Genomic DNA, 17,152 nt, shown 5'->3' on the forward strand with positions numbered 1-17,152 from the left:
TTCTCACTCAGTGGTTCTGTCTCACCCGGTGGTTCCGCCGCTCACCGGGCCCGGTGGCCGGGCCCGGCTGTGCGGCGGGTGTGCGGCGGGTGTGCCTCAGACCGCGTTGCGGCCGTGGCGGCCACGACGGCGCAGGGCGAAGACCGCACCGGCACCGGCGAGGACCAGCGCACCGGCGACACCGGCGATGATGCCCGTGCCGCTACCGCCACCGGTGGTGGCCAGGCTCGGGCCACCGGTGGTGCCGTTGCCGACCGGGGTGGACGGCGAGGCGGACGGGGTCGCGCCACCGGTGCCACCGGTGGTGCTGGAGACCTTGCAGTCCAGGACGCCGGAGAACTCCTTGGTGAAGTTCGGGCCGGTGACCTTGATGGTGTAGGAAGCGTCCTCGGCGACCGGGACCAGCACGGTCTCGGTCTTGCCGGCGCCGACCTTGACGGTCTTGCCGGGCGCGACGGTCACGTCGGCCTCCTCGTCACCGCCGTTGGTGACGGAGACCTGGACGCCGTTCTTGGCGCAGTCGATCTTGGCGGAGGCCGACAGCTGCGGGCCCTTGGCCTGGGTCCAGGTGGCCTGCGCGGTCTTGGTGACGGTGACCTCCTCGGAGCCGGCCAGGATCATGCTCTGGCTGTGCTTCTCGGGGGTGTAGCCGACGCTCAGGAACACGCGGCCGGTCTGCACGACCGTGGTCGCCGTGGCGCTGACCTTGGCCGAACCGGCCGCGGTGCCCGCCGGGACGTCCAGGAACAGCTGGGTGTCCTTGGCGATCGGGCCGTTCAGGGTGGTGACGGCCTTGCCGTCCTTGTCCAGCAGCTTGACCTTGCCGCCGGAGGCGTCGTCGCTCAGCGAGAGCTTGACCGACTCGGCGCTGCTGTTGAGCTTGAACGGGCCGAGCTTGGTGCCCGACTTGCCGTTCACCGAGGTCGGGTCGAGGTCCAGCGACGGCTTGGGCTCGGGCATGCCGGTGTTGGCCGCACCCGAGAGGTACTCGGTGAGCTTCTTGGCCTCCGCGTCGAGCGGGGTGGCCGTGGTCTTGTTGTCGGAGAAGCGCCAGATCGCCGCCTGGGTGCCGGCGGCCGCGTCCTCCTTCTCGAAGTCACCGGTGATGCCGGCGGCCTTCTTGACGGTCTCCAGGTCGAGCTTGGGGTACGAGTGCTCCAGGATCCAGCGGATCTTGCCGGCCGCCTCGGCCTTGCCGGGCGCGCCCAGCGAGCTGGAGGACCAGTCGGACTCCTGGTACTTGATGTTGCCCTTGATGTCGACGCCGTGGTCGACGTCGATGCAGTAGGTCTGGATCTTCTTGCCGTCCGAGGTCAGCAGGGTGAACAGCCCACCGTCGATCTTGTGGTTGGCATCGACCTGGACCGGCCCACTCAGCATCGTCGGCTGAATCGTGGCGGTGATCCCCGAACCTGACTCGCCGTCGGCGGCCGGCGCGGGGGCCGCGCCCGCCGCGAAGGTACCGCCGGCCACGGCCAGGCTCGATGCGAGCATGACAGTGGCTATACGGGAGAGAACCCGCGCCTGCTTGTGGAACATGTATTGATCCCTTCGGGCTTGGCCGCGCTCATGGCCGGCCGCCCCTGCAATGCGGCGCCCCCTGTGACGCCACAGCACCTGTGTGGACCAGACGCATCTTATTGACCAGCCGGTAGGTTCAAACCCGTGTAGCAAACCCGGACAGTTCCGTGGCTGTATCGTTACCAAACCGCCAAGCGTCGGCAGTGGTTGACGCTTCGACAGAATGCCCCGTCGAATCCGCGATCCGTCGGGCTTTGCACTCTTGGGCCGCCGAAGTGCCGGAAAATCGATCAGCTTTGAACCTTAGTCGACATGTTCCCCCCGGCTCGACACAACTCCACCACCTGCTTCACCCGCCACCTCCATTACCCGTCAACTCCCCGGACGAGACGCCTACATCGGACACATCGGACACGTCTGCCACCCGCCTGGCCTCCACCGCGGCGACGATCCAGCCCGGCACCGCCTGCTCGACGGTCGTCACCGCCGGCGGCAGCTCCGGACGGGCCCCCGACCCCGCCCCACCTGCGCCGCCGGGGACCAGCTCCGGCCCGGCCTGCACCGCACGGCGGAACGCCGACGTCCCCCGGGAGAGGTCGTGACCCACCACCCGGGCGTCGATCTCCACCCCCGAACGCCGCTGCTCCTCCTGCTCCCACTCCCTGACCCGCAGTCGGCCGCTGACCACCACGGGATCGCCCTTGCTGACCGAGGCGACCAGGTTGGTGGCGAGCCAGCGCCACGCCACCACCGTGACCCAGCTGGTGTCGCCGTCCACCCAGTCGCCACTGCCCCGGTCGTAGCGACGCTCCGTGGTCGCCATCCGGAAGTTGGCGACCGGCACCCCGGCCGACGTCTGCGCGTAGCTCACCGCCGAGGCGACGTTCCCGACCATGGTCACCAGGGTTTCGTTCATGGCACACCTTCCCGATCTCCGGCCGAACACCGCCGACCACCCGTCAACCGCCGTGCGCCGGCGGCCGCACGCACCCCCCGCAGCCCCACCCGCGGACCGCCATTCGGCCGCCCGCCGGGCACCTCCGCCGGACGGCCATTCACCGCCCGGCGACCCGTGACCGGACGCGCCGACCGAATCCCCGAAGAAATCCGCCGAGGCATTCGGCGGAGCGATCCGCCCGGGAAGAGAGTGCAATCCCGAGCCGGTGCGCGCCAGGATCGTCCGAATTCCTGTGGACAAGTCGCGGCTGTGGACAACGCAAATAGCTCGACCGAGTGAATTCACCCGGAATTCGGCAGCTACGGGAACCCTGACCTGACCGCGGACATGACAACGAATCGCGCAAACCGCACATCCCGCCAAGCACCGAACGGGTGGCCGGGCAGCCGTCCGGGCCATGTCATCCGACCGAAGTAACCCAAATCCGGCCCCCACCCGCAAGGACGGCCGGGTATTCTCCGCACCGAATCCATAACGGGTGAGGAGGCAGCCCCGTAACGAGTGCACAACGTCCGGCCCCAAGGCCCGCCAGGGCGCTGCACGTCCGGCCACCACCTGCGATTATCGGACGGCTCCACCAAGGCCGACACACCCGACCCGACGCCTGAACGCCCGGCGGAGGATCCCGACACCCGTATCCTGTCCCGGAACATCCAGCCCCCGGCCAGGGGCCGGGTGTGCCCGCACGCCGGGCACCCGAGGAGCCTGCCGCAGACCGACACAATGCGTTCGCAGTCCCTCACTCAGCGCAGTCGAGGGCCGGTTTATCCGGCCCGACACCCCGCCCGGCCCCCATAGCTCAGCGGATAGAGCACCCGCCTTCTAAGCGGTAGGTCGCAGGTTCGAATCCTGCTGGGGGCGCCCACATCCACCCGAATCACCCGCGGTGGAATCCATCGGCACCGGTCCGGCCCGTGCCGGCACCGGGCTCGACTCCCTCTCCGGCGCCCGTCACAACACCCTCGGCCGCACCCGCCACGAGACCGGCGAGATAACGGTCCACCAGCTGAATCTGGCGTTCCGCGGGGAACTCCCGCGGCGCGAAGAGCGCCTGCACCACCAACCCCAGTACAAAACTCTGCGCCGCCGCCGCCACATCCTCGGCCGATCCGCCCGATCCGCCCGCTCCGCGCATTTCATCCGGTCCGCGCATTTCATCCGCACCGCACGGTGTGCCCGGAACGCGGACCTCGTCCGTTCCGTCCCGGCCGGACGAACCGCCGGACGAACCGCCGGACGAACCGCCGGACGAACCGCCGGACGTTCCGCCGGACAAGCCGCCCGACAAGCTGCGGGACGAACCACCGGATCCGTCCGGAAGCTCACCCCGCCGCCGTGCGTCCACGACGTGCCCGGCCATCCGGAGCCTGGCTCTCCGGTACCGCTCGGCGTGCTCCTCGGCCAGTTCCGGATCGGCGAGCGCAACGTCCCAGGAGGCCACCCAGATCCGGTTCCCGGCCGCGCTCAGCGGAGTGAGCGGGAGGATGTCCAGCAGCGTGGCCCTCAGCATCTCCAGGCCGGCGCCGGCCCGTTCCGAGGCCGGCCTGGCGCGCGCGGCCGAGCGCTGGTCCAGGACGTCGAGCGCGTGCCGCAGCAGGGCCCGCTTGTTCGGGAAGTAGTGGGTGAGCAGCCCGGTGGAGGCGCCCATCTCCGCGGCGACCGCCCGCAGCGTCAGGCCGCCGAAGCCGCGCGCGGCCAGCACCCGCCAGACCGCCTCGGAGACGTCGGCTCGGCGGGCTTCGTGGTCTCCTCGGGCGGGCGTCATGGCGGCCATGGTACCTACCAAACGTTTGTTATGTACTCTGGCCGGGGCCCGCCCCGCGGCGGTGCCCCGCACCCACGCGCACCCACCCGCAGCCGACCGGAGGCCGCCGTGTACGCCATCCCGCTCACCGAGGACGCCGAGCTCCGCCCCCTGGAGCCCTGGCAGGCCACCGAGTTCCTCGCCCACATGGACCGCGCCCGGGAGACCGTCGACCCCTGGATCCCCTGGGCCGCCCGCTCCACGGACCTGGACTCGGCGCGCGCCACCCTCCAGTCGTACGCGGACCGGCAGGCCACCGACAGCGGCCGGATCTTCGGGATCTGGCTGGACGGCACCCTGGTCGGCGGCGCGATGTTCGTCCACTTCGACGCCAAGGCCGGCACCTGTGAGATCGGCGTCTGGAGCGAGCCCGCCGGCGGGGGCCGCGGCCTGATCGGCGCGGCGGTCCGGCACCTGGTCGACTACGCGCTGGTCGAGCGGGGGCTGCACCGGGTCGAGTGGTGGAACAGCACCGTCAACGCCCGCAGCCGGGCGGTCGCCCGGCGGACGGGGATGCGGCTGGACGGCGTGCTGCGCGAGTACGCGCTGCACAACGGCGTCCGGCTGGACTACGAGGTGTGGTCCCTGCTGGCGCACGAGTGGCGCCCCGCCGACGGCGAGGACGCGGACGGCGGCACCGCGGACGGCAGCGACGCCGACGGCAACGGGGCGACCGCCGACGGCGGCAGCGCGGACAGCGGCGGCGCGGCCAGCGGCGGCGCGGCCAGCTGACGGGACACCGGAAACCCGGGTGACAGCCGGCCGCCCGCACCCGATGATCGTGCGGACCGGACGATCCGAGGAGCGCCGCGCATGATCCGCCGAAGCACCGTCCCGGGCCTCTTCCCGCCGCCCGGGTACGCCCACACCGCCGTCGTCGAGCCGGGCACCCGGCTGGCGTTCCTCGCCGGCGCGGTGCCGCTGGACGCGGACGGCACGCTGGTCGGCCCCGGCGACCACGTCGCCCAGGCGCACCAGGTGATCGCCAACCTGGACGCCGCACTCCGGTCGATCGGCAGCGGACTGCCGCAGGTGGTCGCCAGCACGGTCTACGTGGTGGCGCCGCTCCCCGGCCCGCTCTCCGAGGTCTGGGAGGTGGTGAACGCCTCCGGCCTGGCCGACGGGCCGCACGCCTCGACCCTGCTGGGCGTGGCCTGCCTGGGCTACACCGGCCAGTTGGTGGAGATCACAGTGACCGCCGTCGTCCCGGAGCGACCCGCTGTGGAAGGGTGAGGCGCACCGACGAGCACCCGTGGAGGCACTGAATGGTCGAGCCGGTCGACACCGGAGTGGACGGCCTGCGCGCCCGGGTGGACGGTGCGGTCGCCACCCTGCTGCTGGACCGCCCCGAGCGCCGCAACGCCGTCACCCTGGCGATGTGGCGCGGCCTGCCCCGGGTCCTGGACCGGCTGGCCGCGCACCCGGACGTCCGGTCGCTGCTGCTCACCGGCGCGGGCGGCACCTTCTCCGCGGGCGCCGACATCACCGAGCTGACCGGGGTCTACGCGGACCCCGCGCAGGCCGACGCGTACCACGCGGACAACGTGGCCGCCGAGGAAGCGCTGGCCGCCTTCCCGCACCCCACCCTGGCCGTGGTGCACGGCGCGTGCGTGGGCGGCGGCTGCCAGCTCGCGGTCGCCTGCGACCTGCGGTTCGCGGCCGAGGACGCCAGGTTCGGCATCACGCCGGCCAAGCTGGGCGTGGTCTACCCGGCCGTGCCGACCGTCCGGCTGGCCCGGCTGGTCGGGCCGGCCCGCGCCAAGTACCTGCTCTTCTCCGGCGAGTTGGTGCCGGCCGGGCGGGCCGAGCGGTACGGGCTGGTCGAGGAGGTCCTGCCGCCGGCCGAACTGGACGCCAGGGCGGTGGAGTTCGCCCGGCTGCTGGCCCGGCGCTCACCGCAGACGATCGGTGCGGTGAAGGCCGCACTGGCCGTTTCGCCGGAGCGGGCCGGCGCGGCCGTGGCGCCCTGGGAACGCAAGTCCCGGCTGGCGCCGGACGTCCGGGAGGGGCTGTCGGCGTTCCTGGAGCGGCGGGAGGCACAATTCTGACCGAGCGTCTCCTTCCCGCAGAACGGCAGCTGATGAACCCCACGGCCCAGACCTCTCCCGACGCGACCGGTGCGACCGACGCGTCCGCGGCGCCCGGCCCGGGCATCCCGGCCGCCCCGGCCGTCCCCGAGCACCGGATGGCCCGGCTGGTCACCGACGGGGTGGAGCCGAAGAACGTCATCATCGCGCTGGTGCTGCTGCTGGGCGCCGTCCGCTACGGGCTGGTGGGCCTGGGCTGGGGTGCGTTCGCGGCGCTGTTCGCCGCCGTGATCCCGACCTGGTTCATCCGGCGCGGGATGCGCCGGGGCGAGATCGAGGACCGGCACGTCGGCCACCGCAAGCGGCGGCTGGTGGTGCTGCCGCTGGTCCTGCTGTCGGTGCTGATCAGCCTGGTGACCATGGTGGTGTTGGACGCCCCGACCGACATGACGGCCATCGTGCTGGCGATGTTCGCCTCGCTGCTGCCGCTGCTGTTGGTGACCGTGTGGTGGAAGATCTCCGTGCACACGGCGGTGACCGGCGGCGCGACCGTCTGCCTCGCCCTGGCGCTGAGCCCCTGGTGGCTGCTGGTCGCCCCGGTGGTGGCCGTCGTCGCGTGGTCCCGGGTGGTGCTCCGGGACCACACCCTCGCGCAGACCGTGGCCGGCACGGTCGTCGGCGCGCTGACCGCGGGCCTGACCTTCTGGGCGGCCCGCTGACCCCGACCGGGCGGAGCGCCCGGACCGGGCCGCGCCCCGCGCCGCGCCGGCCGGCCCCGCCGACGGCCGCCGGCTCAGCGGATCGGCAGCCCCGAGATCGCCCGGGCGATGACCAGCCGCTGGATCTCGCTGGTGCCCTCGAAGACGGTGTAGATCGCACTGTCGCGGTGCATCCGCTCGACCGGGTACTCCCGGGTGTAGCCGTTGCCGCCGAGGATCTGCATCGCCTGCGCCGTGACCCACTTCGCCGTCTCGCCGGCGTACAGCTTGGACATCGAGCCCTCGGCCGCGGTGAACGGCTGGTTGGTGGCGGCCATCCAGGAGGCCCGCCAGACCAGCAGCCGGGAGGCGTCGATCCGGGTCCTCATGTCGGCGAGCTGGAAGGCCACGCCCTGGTTGTCGATGATAGGGCGGCCGAACTGCACCCGGGTCCCGGCGTAGTCCAGCGCCACCTCGTACGCGGCCCGGGCGATCCCGATCGCCTGGGCGCCGACGGCCGGTCGGGAGGCCTCGAAGGTCGCCATCGCCGCGTTCTTGCCGGAACCACGGGAACCGCCGGAGCCGGCGGCCGTGCCGGCGGCCCGTTCCCGGGCCCGGGCGAGGCGCTCGTCCAGCTTCTCCTTGCCGCCGAGCAGGCAGTGTCCGGGCAGCCGGACGTCGTCCAGGACCACCTCGGCGGTGTGCGAGGCGCGGATGCCGTGCTTCTTGAACTTCTGCCCCTGGGCGAGCCCCCGGGTGCCGGGCGGCACGATGAACGAGGCCTGCCCGCGTGCGCCGAGCGCCGGGTCGACGGTGGCCACGACCACGTGCACGTCGGCGATGCCGCCGTTGGTGGCCCAGGTCTTGGTGCCGTTCAGCACCCACTCGTCGGTGGCCTCCTGGTAGACCGCGCGGGTGCGCAGGGCGGAGACGTCCGAGCCGGCGTCGGGCTCCGAGGAGCAGAAGGCGGCGAGCTTGAGGTCGTCGGGGGTGCCGAACATCTGCGGCGCCCAGGTGCCGATCTGCTCGTCGGTGCCGTTGGCGAGCACGGCCACGGCGGCCAGCGTGGTGCCGACGATGGCGAGGCCGAGGCCGGCGTCGCCCCAGAACAGCTCCTCCATCGCGATCGGGATGCCCACCCCGGACGGGTCGAAGTACTGCTGGGCGTAGAAGTCGAGGGAGTAGATGCCGAGTCGGGCGGCCTCCTGGATGATCGGCCAGGGGGTCTCCTCGCGTTCGTCCCACTCGGCGGCGGCGGGCCGCATCACGTCCGCGGCGAAGCCGTGCAGCCAGTCGCGGACGGCCAGCTGGTCCGGGCCCGGGTCCAGGGAGAAGGTGCTCATGGTGCCTCCGGTCAACGGGTTCGGGCATCGGGTCGGGCATCAGGTCGGGCGTCGGGGCCGCGCATCGGCAGAAGCCCACGCCACAGGGCGTGTTACCTCGGGTAACATGACGGGAGTCTGCTACTGATGGGCAGGCCCTGTCAACGCTCATCCCCACCCCCCGACCCCCTCGACCGCAGGAGCGCCCACCGTGTCGACGCCCCCCGCCCAGCCCGCCGGCGAGCTCCGCCGCGAGCAGCTGCTCAACGCCGCCGACCGGGTCGTCCAGCGCGAGGGCCCCGGGGCGAGCATGAACGCGATCGCCGCCGAGGCGGGCATCACCAAGCCGATCCTGTACCGGCACTTCGGCGACCGGAACGGCCTGATCACCGCCCTGACGGAGCGCCACACCAGCGGCCTGCTCGCGGCCGTCCGGGCCGCCCTCAACGAGCCGCTGGAGCGGCGCGACCGGGTGGAGCACGTGCTCGACACCTACCTGGCCGCGATCGAGTCGCGCCCGCAGGTCTACCGGCTGCTCACCCACCCCGAGAGCGGCGACCCGACCGGCGCGGGCAACGCCCTGGCCCCCGCACTGCGACAGATCGCCGAGGAGATCACCAAGGCCGTCCAGGTGCAGGTCGACCTCGGCGCGGACGGGCCGCTGCTCTCCGAGACCTGGGGGCGGGCCGTCACCGGGATGGTGCTGGCGGTCGGCGACTGGTGGCTGGAACAGCGCCCCTGCCCGCGGGCCCGGATGGTGCAGGCGCTGGCCGACCTGCTCTGGGGCCGGCTCGCCGCCGCCGCCGACCTGCCTCAGGCGATCACCGGCGCGGCCGTCCCCGCCACGCCGGACGCCCCCGCGGCGCCGACCGGCTGACCCGCCGGCGAGCCCAACTCCGTTCAGCACCAGGCGAGATCAACTGAACATGAGTCATGCTCACCTCTTGTGCGGGGCACTTCCGTGCGGCAGGATCGGCCCTCACCGCCACCCCTCCGCCCCCGCCCGAGGTGCCCCGTGCGCGTTCGCCGTACCGCCGCCGCCCTGGTCCTGGCCCTTGCGGCCGCGCTGAGCACCGGCACGGCGGCCGTCGCCGCCGACCCGTACACCGCCGACCACCCCGACCCGTACGGCGCGGACCGCTCCGGCGGTGCGCGGGCCGCCTTCCCCACCGGCACGGTGACCGCCGCCGACGGCCGCACGCTGTTCACCGACGCCGACGGCCGGGTGCTGCAACTGCGCGGTTTCAACGTCGACAAGTACGCCGAGACGACCGAGGCCGACATCCGCTCGATCGCCGCGCACGGGTTCACGGTGATCCGGGTGGCGACCTCCTGGAACCGGCTCGAACCGGCCCCCGACCGCTACGACCGGACCGAGCTGACCCGGCTGCACAGGGTGCTCGGCTGGGCCGACCGGTACGGGCTGCTCGCCGTCGTCGACTTCCACCAGGACGTCTACGGTCCCAAGTTCGGCGGCGGCGACCGGGGCATCCCGCTCTGGGCCACCCGCGACGAGGGCCTGCCGTTCGAGGAGGACCCCGACGACTGGTTCGCCGGCTACTACCAGCCGGCCGTCCAGGCCGCGTTCCGGCACCTGTACGACGACGCCGACCTGCGCCGCCGGCAGAGCGACTTCTACACCCGGATCGCCACCGAACTGCGCGGCCACCCCTCGCTGCTGGGCTACGACCTGTTCAACGAGCCGTCCGGGCCCATCGACGGCGACCCGCACGACCCGGCCGTCCTGGTCGCCGCCTCGGCCGCGCTGGAACGCGACCGGCTGCCGAGGATGTACCAGCGGCTGATCACCGCCGTCCGCCGCACGGACAGCCGTTCCTGGCTGTTCGTCGAGCCGACCGTCCTGGTCGGTCTGGGCGTGCCCACCGAACTGCCCGCGTTCACCGACCCGCGCCACGGCCCGGACCGGCTCGGCTACGCACCGCACTTCTACGACACCGCCGTCGAGGGCGGCCGGGACTGGGACCCGGCCGGGGGATTCGTCGAGAACTACACCGCCGCGATCGGCGGCTACCCCACCGCCCACCGGATGCCGGTCCTCGTCGGCGAGTGGGGGCCGCCGAACTCCCGCACCCCGGGCAACGCGGAGCTGGTGCGGCGGCAGGTCGCCGCGATGTCGGGCTTCGCCTCGGGCTGGACGATGTGGTACTGGTGCCGGGGCTCCGGCGGCTACTGCGCACTCGGCCCGGACGGCCGCCCCGCGCCCGGCGACGAGCCCGTCTTCGGCCCCTACCCGGCCGCGCTGGCCGGACTCCCGGTGGCCGAGCGCTCCGCCGGCGGGCTCTGGACGCTGACCTTCACGCCCTTCCGCCGCCCCGGCCGGACCGACCTGGTACTGCCGGCCGCCGCCTTCCCGGCCGGTGCCCGGGTGAGCGTGACCGGCACCCCGGCCGCGGCGGTGGAGGTGCGGCAGCCGAGCGGCGACCGGGCCGGCCTGGCCCGGATCACGCTGCCGGCCGCCCGCGCCGGGGCGACCGTCACGGTGACGGTCGCCCCGCGCTGAGCACCGCCGCGGCCCGCACGGCCGTGAACCGCACCGCCGTGAACCGCACCGCCGCAGCCCGCACGGCGCACGGTCAGGCCAGCCCCCGGCGGGCGAGCAGCGGCCCGGTCTGCGGGTCCCGGCCGACCACGGCCCGGAAGCTGTCCAGCGCCTCGCGACTGCCGCCCCTCGACAGCAGCTCGGCCCGGAACACCTCGCCGCTCTCCCGCACGGTGCGGCCGTTGGTGCGGAACCACTCGACGGTGTCGGCGTCCAGCACCTCCGACCAGATGTACGCGTAGTACGCGGCGCTGTAGTCGTCCGAGAACGCGTGGCTGAAGTAGGTGGTGCGGTAGCGCGGCGGAACCGCCGGCACCGCCAGACCCGCCTTGGCCAGCGCGGCCGCCTCGAACTCCTCGGCGTCCTCGATCGGCTGCCCCGCGGGGACGGTGTGCCAGGCCCAGTCCAGCAGCGCCGCCGCCAGGTACTCGACCGTGCGGAAGCCCTGGCCGAAGTTGGCCGCGGCCTCCATCCGCTCCAGCAGCTCGGCGGGCAGCGGCTGGCCGGTCACGTGGTGCCGGGCGTAGTTGGCCAGCACCTCGGGCCAGGTCATCCACATCTCGTTGACCTGCGAGGGGAACTCGACGAAGTCGCGCGGCACCGCGGTGCCGGTGAACAGCGGGTAGCGGACCGCCGAGAACAGCCCGTGCAGCGCGTGGCCGAACTCGTGGAACAGCGTGCGCACCTCGTCCCAGGTGAGCAGCGCCGGCTCGCCCGGTGCCGGCCTGGCGATGTTGAGGTTGTTCACCACCACCGGGCGCCGGCCCAGCAGGGTGGACTGCTCGACCAGTTCGTTCATCCAGGCACCGCCGCGCTTGGTGTCGCGGGCGAAGAAGTCGGCGACGAACAGGCCGAGCGCGGTGCCGTCCGCCTCGAAGACCTCGAACACCCGGGCGTCCCGGTGGTAGCCGACCAGGTGGGGGCGCTCGGTGAAGGTCAGCCCGTAGGCGAGGTTGGCGGCGAAGAAGACGCCGTCGTGCAGCACCCGCTCCAGCTCCAGGTACGGGCGCAGCGCCGCGGCGTCCAGCCGGTACGAGACCCGGCGGACCCGCTCGGAGTAGAACGCCCAGTCGTGGGCGGCGAGTTCGGTGATCCCGTCGGCGGCGGCCAGCTCGGCGAGCTCGGTCGCCTCGCGTTCGGCGTTGGCGACGGCGGGCGCCACCAGCCGGGCCAGCAGGGCGTCCACGGCCTCGACGGTGCCGGCGGTCTCATCGGCGACCACGTAGGCGGCGTGGCTCGGGTGGCCGAGGACGGCGGCCCGCTCGGCCCGCAGCCCGGCCATCCGGATCGCCAGCGGGCCGTTGGTCCCGGCCGCCCGGCCCAGCGAGGCGGTCAGCAGCCGCTCCCGCACCGCGCGGTCGGTGAGCTGGGCCAGCTCGGGCTGGTTGGAGAAGTTCTTCAGGCTGAGCACGTACGAGCCGTCCCGGCCGAGGGCGCGGCCGTTCTCCGCGGCGGCGGCGACGGCGTCCGCGGAGAGCCCGTCCAGCTGCTCGGCGCCGTCCAGCACCAGCGCCCCCTCCTGGGTGGCGGTGCGCACGTTGCGGCGGAAGGCCGCGGCGTCGGAGGCGAGCTGCGCGTTGATCTCGCGCAGGCGCTGCTGCTCGGCGGGCGACAGCCGGGCACCGGCCCGGACGAACCGGTCGTGGTGGCGCTCCAGCAGCCGCAGCGACTCCGGGTCCAGACCGAGGCTCCGGCGGTCCTCGAACAGGGCGTCGAAGCGGGCGAACAGGGCCCGGTCCAGCAGGATGGTGTCGTCGTGCGCCGCGAGCCGGGGGCTGATCTCCGCGTCGAGCTCCTGCACGGCCGCGGTGCCGTCCGAGGACGACTGGTTGAAGAAGGCCAGCGAGACCCGGCGCAGCAGTGCCCCGGAGCGCTCCAGCGCCACCACGGTGTTCTCGAACGTGGCCGGCTCGCCGGCGGCCGCGATGGCGGCGGTCTCGGCGAGCTGCTCGGCCATTCCCCGCTCGAAGGCCGGCAGGTAGTGCTCTTCCCGGATCTCGGCGAAGGGCGGCAGTTCGTAGTCCAGCGTGCTGGGCTCGAAGAAGGGGTTGAGACTCATTCGACCGACCATACGCGGTGGTATCAGCGCTGCCTACCGTCACTTCTGAAGGGCGGTCAGTGGGCGGACGGCCGGTCCGCCCGCCCCCCGCCCGCGCCCCGCGGCCCCCGCCCGCCGCCACCTGCCGCCGGTTGTCCGACCCACCCGCTACCGTCGGACCCGCACCGCGGTCCACCCCCGCGGGCCCGCCCCACGAGAGGAGGCACCGCCGATGGCAGCGCCGACCGCACCGCGCTACGCCCTCGCCCCCGACCCGCACGGGCCCGGCGGACGCCTCCAGCCCCTCGACGACGCCGGCGCCCCGCTCGGCGCCCCCACCCACCACCCCGACCTCGCCACCGCGGTGGCCGGCCTGGAGGCGGCCGGGCAGCCGCGCTGGGTCTGGGCCGCCGCCGACAGCGGCTACACCCCGCTGCTCCCGCTGCGCCTCGCCCGCTGCCACGACCTGCGCCTGGTCGAGGCGCTGCTGCTGGGCCACGAGGGCCACTGGGGGGCGCCGCGTTCGCTCGGCGCGGCCTGGGCGCGGTTGGGGCGCCTGCCCGTCCCCGCCGACCTGCCCGAGGCCGCCGTCGAGGACCAGGACGGCCTGTTCGCCCCCGACCGCCTCCAGCTCCCGCCGGGCACCGACCAGCTGACCGCCGTGGTCGCCGTCCACGCCGAGCAGCAGCGGCGGATCCGGGCCGTCGCCGACCCGGCCGCCCGCTCCCGGTTCCTGTTGCTGGTGGCCGCCGAGTCGGCCGGCGCGCTGCTGGCCGCCGAGATGGCGTACGACGGCCTGCCCTGGCGCACCGACGTCCACGACCGGTTGCTCACCGAGCTGCTCGGCCCCCGCCCGAGCATTCCCGGCACCCAGCCCAAGCTGCTCGCCGAGCTCTCGGTCGAGCTCCAGCAGTCCCTCGGCACCCGCCCGTTCAACCCCGACTCGCACGGCCAGGTGCTGCGCGCCTTCGCCGACCGGGGCATCCAGCTCTCCTCCACCCGCAGCTGGGAGCTGCGCTCGGTCGACCACCCGGCGGCCGCGCTGATGATCCGCTACAAGGAGCTGTCCCGGCTGCACGCCGCGCACGGCTGGGCCTGGCAGGACACCTGGGCCAGGGGCGGCCGGTTCCGGCCGGAGTACGTGGTCGGCGGCGTGGTCTCCGGGCGCTGGGCCAGCCGCGGCGGCGGCGCCCTGCAGATCCCCCGGGTGCTGCGCGGCGCGGTCGTCGCCGACCCGGGCTGGGCACTGGTCGTCGCCGACGCGGCCCAGCTCGAACCGCGGGTCCTCGCCGCGCTGTCCCAGGACGCCGGCCTGGCCCGCACCGCCGCCGAGGGCGACCTCTACGCCGCGCTCGCCGCCACCGCCTTCCAGGGCGACCGCGAGAAGGCCAAACTCGGCCTGCTCGGCGCCATGTACGGTCAGACCAGCGGCGACATCGGCCCGCTGCTGGCCACCCTGCGGCGCCGCTACCCGACCGCCATGGGCTACGTCGAGGCCGCCGCCCGCACCGGCGAGGACGGCGGTGTCGTGCACTCGCGGCTCGGCCGGGCCTGCCCGCCGCCCTCCGCCGACTGGCTCGACCTCACCGAGGCCCCGGAGACGGCCGCCGACACCGGCGGCCGCTCGGCCCGCGCCCGCGGCCGGTTCACCCGCAACTTCGTCATCCAGGCCAGCGGGGCCGACTGGGCGCTGGCCCTGCTGGCCTCGCTGCGCCGCCGGCTGGCCGCCCTGGGCAGCGGCGAGGACCGTCCGCACCTGGTGTTCTTCCAGCACGACGAGGTCATGGTGCACAGCCCGCTCGACCTGGCCGACCAGGTGGCGGCGGCCGTCGCCGAGGCCGGCGAGGAGGCCCGGCGGCTGGTCTTCGGCGACACCCCGGTCCGGTTCCCGCTGAGCACGGCCGTGGTGGAGCGCTACGCCGACGCCAAGTAGCCGGTGCCGCGCGGTCCGCCCCGCCGGGCTCTCCCTCGCGCGTCCCGCTCAGAACTTCCGGATGTCGCGGGCCGCCTCCGCGGCGGCCACCACCTCGGCCAGCCCCGCGCCGGTGGAGGCCGTCACCACCGCCGCCACCGCGCCCTCCACGAACGGCGCGTCCACCAGCACCAGGTCGTCGCGGGCCCGCTCGGCCAGCACGGCGCGCGCCGTCAGCACCGAGCTGCCCAGGTCGGGCAGCAGCACCACGCCGGCCCCGCCGTCCGCCGCCCGCAGCGCGCGCCCGATCAGCTCGTCGCTGGTGCCGAGCGCGCCGTCGGCCGTCCCGGCGGCCGGCACCACGGCCACGGTCCCCGCGCCGAGCTCCGCGAGCAGCTCGGCGAGGCCGGCCGCCAGCGCGGGGCTGTGCGAGACCAGGACGACTCCGACCCGACTGTCCATGCCCCGATCCTAGGTCCCGTCCGGTCGGCCTGGTCGGATCGGTCCGGCGTCGCGGGCCCGGCAGGATCGGCCGGACAGGGCCTAACTGTCGCCGCCGGTACGGCCGTTCGGGTTCCCCCGGCGCCCGCCGCAGGCATCCGGCGGGTGGGTGGGCGTACCGTCGTCCCGAGGGATCCGTCGAGGGGAGCCGGCACCGTGAAGAAGCTCATCAACGCCCCGGAGACCGTCCTGTCGGACGCCCTGGCGGGCTTCGCGGCCGCCCACCCGGAACTGGCCGTCGACCTCGACGCCCGGATCGTCACCCGCAGGAGCGGCCCGGCCGTGCCCAGGGTGGCCCTCGTCTCCGGCGGGGGGTCCGGCCACGAGCCGCTGCACGCCGGTTTCGTCGGCCCGGGCATGTTGGACGCCGCCTGCCCCGGCGAGGTCTTCACCTCTCCCGTCCCCGACCAGGTGCTCGCCGCCGTCCGCGCCGTCGACCAGGGCGCGGGAGTGCTGCTGGTGGTGAAGAACTACACCGGCGACGTGCTGAACTTCCGCCTCGCCGCGGAACTCGCCGCCGAGGACGGGATCGAGGTCCGCACCGTCCTGGTCGACGACGACGTCGCCGTCGAGGACTCCACCTGGACGGCCGGACGCCGCGGCACCGGCGCCGCGGTCGCGGTCGAGAAGACCGCCGGGGCGCTGGCCGGGCGCGGCGCCCCGCTCGCCGAGGTCGCCGCGCTCGCCGAGCGGGTGGACGCGGCCTCCCGCTCCTTCGCGATCGCCCTGACCGCCGCCACCGTCCCGGCCGTCGGCCGTCCCGGCTTCGACCTGCCGGAGGACGAGATCGAGGTGGGCGTCGGGATCCACGGCGAACCGGGCCGCCGGCGCGCTCCCCTGCGCCCCGCCCGGGAGCTGGTCGCCGAGGTGGTGGACACCGTCCTCGCCGATCACGGACTGAGCCGCGGCGACCGGGTCCTCGCCCTGGTCAACGGGCTGGGCGCCACCCCGCTGCTGGAGCTCTACCTGGTGTTCGGCGAGGTGCACGCCCGGCTCGCGGAGCGCGGCATCACGATCGCCCGCAACCTGGTCGGCAACTACGTCACCAGCCTCGACATGGCGGGCTTCTCGCTGACCCTCACCAAGGCCGACGACCAGGTGCTGGAGCTCTGGGACGCACCGGTGGCGACCCCGGCCCTGCGCTGGTCCTGACCCCGGGAGCACGCCGGATGGACACCTTCGACACCGAGGCCGCCGCCGCCTGGCTGCGGGCCGCCGCGCACGCCGTCGAACGGCACGAGAGCGAGCTGACCGCGCTCGACACCGCCATCGGCGACGGCGACCACGGCAGCAACCTGCGACGCGGCTTCACCGCCGTCGGGCCGCCGGCCACCGGCCCGGCGCCGTCCGGGCCCGGCGAGCTGCTCCGGACGGCCGGCCGCACCCTGATCTCCACGGTCGGGGGCGCCTCCGGGCCGCTCTACGGCACGGCGTTCCGGGCGATCGGCGCGGCGCTGCCCGGCCCCACGGCGACCGCCGGCGACCTGGCCGGGGCGCTGGAGGCCGCGCTGGCCGCGGTGCAGGAGCTCGGCGGCGCACGGCCGGGCGACAAGACCATGGTGGACGCCCTCGCTCCGGCGGCGGCCGCCTTCCGCACCGCCGCGGACCAGGGCCGCGGTCTGCCGGCCGCGGCCGAGGTCGCCGCGCGCGCCGCCGAGCAGGGCATGCACGACACCGTTCCGTTGCAGGCCCGCAAGGGCCGCGCCTCCTACCTCGGGCCGCGCAGCGTCGGGCACCAGGACCCGGGCGCGACATCGACGGCGCTCGTCCTGCGCGCCCTGGCCGAGGTGGTGGCCGCGCCGTGAGCCGCC

Annotated in this window: 13 protein-coding genes, 1 tRNA gene and 3 pseudogenes; 10 read left to right on the top strand and 7 right to left on the bottom strand. The window is 74.3% G+C overall.

Annotated elements, in window-relative coordinates; all coding sequences use genetic code 11:
* Positions 1-96: 96 nt before the first annotated feature.
* Together ACIOFR_RS12040 and ACIOFR_RS12045 are read right to left on the bottom strand one after the other, a co-directional pair.
* On the bottom strand, positions 97-1,494 hold the full coding sequence (locus ACIOFR_RS12040; RefSeq protein WP_400995276.1) for a thioester domain-containing protein: 1,398 nt from the start codon (positions 1,492-1,494) through the stop codon (positions 97-99).
* Between the two features lie 376 nt (positions 1,495-1,870).
* On the bottom strand, positions 1,871-2,437 hold the full coding sequence (locus ACIOFR_RS12045; RefSeq protein ID WP_400995279.1) for a single-stranded DNA-binding protein: 567 nt from the start codon (positions 2,435-2,437) through the stop codon (positions 1,871-1,873).
* Between the two features lie 830 nt (positions 2,438-3,267).
* Between ACIOFR_RS12045 and ACIOFR_RS12050 the strand changes: the two genes are divergently transcribed.
* A tRNA-Arg gene (locus ACIOFR_RS12050) sits at positions 3,268-3,340 on the top strand.
* A 109-nt stretch (positions 3,341-3,449) separates the two neighbouring features.
* Here ACIOFR_RS12050 and ACIOFR_RS12055 read toward each other — a convergent pair.
* Together ACIOFR_RS12055 and ACIOFR_RS12060 are read right to left on the bottom strand one after the other, a co-directional pair.
* A pseudogene (locus ACIOFR_RS12055) lies at positions 3,450-3,659 on the bottom strand (TetR family transcriptional regulator C-terminal domain-containing protein); the annotation flags it as partial.
* Positions 3,660-3,794: 135 nt separating this feature from the next.
* Positions 3,795-4,244 (bottom strand): annotated as a pseudogene (locus ACIOFR_RS12060) (TetR/AcrR family transcriptional regulator); the annotation flags it as partial.
* 108 nt (positions 4,245-4,352) lie between these two features.
* On the opposite strand from ACIOFR_RS12060, the pseudogene ACIOFR_RS12065 reads away from it, so the two are divergent.
* The 4 genes and pseudogenes from ACIOFR_RS12065 to ACIOFR_RS12080 all read left to right on the top strand — a co-directional run.
* A pseudogene (locus ACIOFR_RS12065) lies at positions 4,353-4,901 on the top strand (GNAT family N-acetyltransferase); the annotation flags it as partial.
* Between the two features lie 195 nt (positions 4,902-5,096).
* Positions 5,097-5,516, top strand: a complete 420-nt coding sequence (locus tag ACIOFR_RS12070; protein WP_400995281.1) for a RidA family protein — start codon at positions 5,097-5,099, stop codon at positions 5,514-5,516.
* 32 nt (positions 5,517-5,548) lie between these two features.
* The gene (locus tag ACIOFR_RS12075; RefSeq protein WP_400995284.1) at positions 5,549-6,331 is read left to right on the top strand and encodes an enoyl-CoA hydratase/isomerase family protein; all 783 of its coding nucleotides are present in this window, start codon (positions 5,549-5,551) and stop codon (positions 6,329-6,331) included.
* 32 nt (positions 6,332-6,363) lie between these two features.
* On the top strand, positions 6,364-7,029 hold the full coding sequence (locus ACIOFR_RS12080) for a hypothetical protein (protein ID WP_400995286.1): 666 nt from the start codon (positions 6,364-6,366) through the stop codon (positions 7,027-7,029).
* 74 nt (positions 7,030-7,103) lie between these two features.
* On the opposite strand, the gene ACIOFR_RS12085 is transcribed toward ACIOFR_RS12080, so the two are convergent.
* Positions 7,104-8,351: an acyl-CoA dehydrogenase family protein gene (locus tag ACIOFR_RS12085; protein ID WP_400995289.1), complete on the bottom strand. Its 1,248-nt coding sequence runs from the start codon at positions 8,349-8,351 to the stop codon at positions 7,104-7,106.
* Positions 8,352-8,541: 190 nt separating this feature from the next.
* Between ACIOFR_RS12085 and ACIOFR_RS12090 the strand changes: the two genes are divergently transcribed.
* Together ACIOFR_RS12090 and ACIOFR_RS12095 are read left to right on the top strand one after the other, a co-directional pair.
* Positions 8,542-9,207 (top strand): TetR family transcriptional regulator, encoded by a 666-nt coding sequence (locus ACIOFR_RS12090; protein ID WP_400995291.1) that lies wholly within the window; start codon positions 8,542-8,544, stop codon positions 9,205-9,207.
* A gap of 138 nt (positions 9,208-9,345) precedes the next feature.
* The gene (locus ACIOFR_RS12095) at positions 9,346-10,851 is read left to right on the top strand and encodes a glycoside hydrolase family 5 protein (RefSeq protein ID WP_400995294.1); all 1,506 of its coding nucleotides are present in this window, start codon (positions 9,346-9,348) and stop codon (positions 10,849-10,851) included.
* Positions 10,852-10,924: 73 nt separating this feature from the next.
* On the opposite strand, the gene ACIOFR_RS12100 is transcribed toward ACIOFR_RS12095, so the two are convergent.
* The gene (locus ACIOFR_RS12100; protein WP_400995296.1) at positions 10,925-12,949 is read right to left on the bottom strand and encodes a M3 family metallopeptidase; all 2,025 of its coding nucleotides are present in this window, start codon (positions 12,947-12,949) and stop codon (positions 10,925-10,927) included.
* Positions 12,950-13,160: 211 nt separating this feature from the next.
* Between ACIOFR_RS12100 and ACIOFR_RS12105 the strand changes: the two genes are divergently transcribed.
* Positions 13,161-14,861: a bifunctional 3'-5' exonuclease/DNA polymerase gene (locus ACIOFR_RS12105; protein WP_400995298.1), complete on the top strand. Its 1,701-nt coding sequence runs from the start codon at positions 13,161-13,163 to the stop codon at positions 14,859-14,861.
* A gap of 48 nt (positions 14,862-14,909) precedes the next feature.
* On the opposite strand, the gene ACIOFR_RS12110 is transcribed toward ACIOFR_RS12105, so the two are convergent.
* The gene (locus tag ACIOFR_RS12110; RefSeq protein ID WP_400995300.1) at positions 14,910-15,302 is read right to left on the bottom strand and encodes a PTS-dependent dihydroxyacetone kinase phosphotransferase subunit DhaM; all 393 of its coding nucleotides are present in this window, start codon (positions 15,300-15,302) and stop codon (positions 14,910-14,912) included.
* Between the two features lie 195 nt (positions 15,303-15,497).
* On the opposite strand from ACIOFR_RS12110, the gene dhaK reads away from it, so the two are divergent.
* Together dhaK and dhaL are read left to right on the top strand one after the other, a co-directional pair.
* Positions 15,498-16,493: a dihydroxyacetone kinase subunit DhaK gene (gene dhaK / locus ACIOFR_RS12115; protein WP_400995302.1), complete on the top strand. Its 996-nt coding sequence runs from the start codon at positions 15,498-15,500 to the stop codon at positions 16,491-16,493.
* A gap of 17 nt (positions 16,494-16,510) precedes the next feature.
* Positions 16,511-17,146, top strand: coding sequence for a dihydroxyacetone kinase subunit DhaL (dhaL, locus tag ACIOFR_RS12120; protein WP_400995305.1), 636 nt, complete (start codon positions 16,511-16,513; stop codon positions 17,144-17,146).
* Positions 17,147-17,152: the final 6 nt, after the last annotated feature.

It is taken from the genome of Kitasatospora sp. NPDC088346, from assembly GCF_044740765.1.
Taxonomy (GTDB): Bacteria; Actinomycetota; Actinomycetes; order Streptomycetales; family Streptomycetaceae; genus Kitasatospora.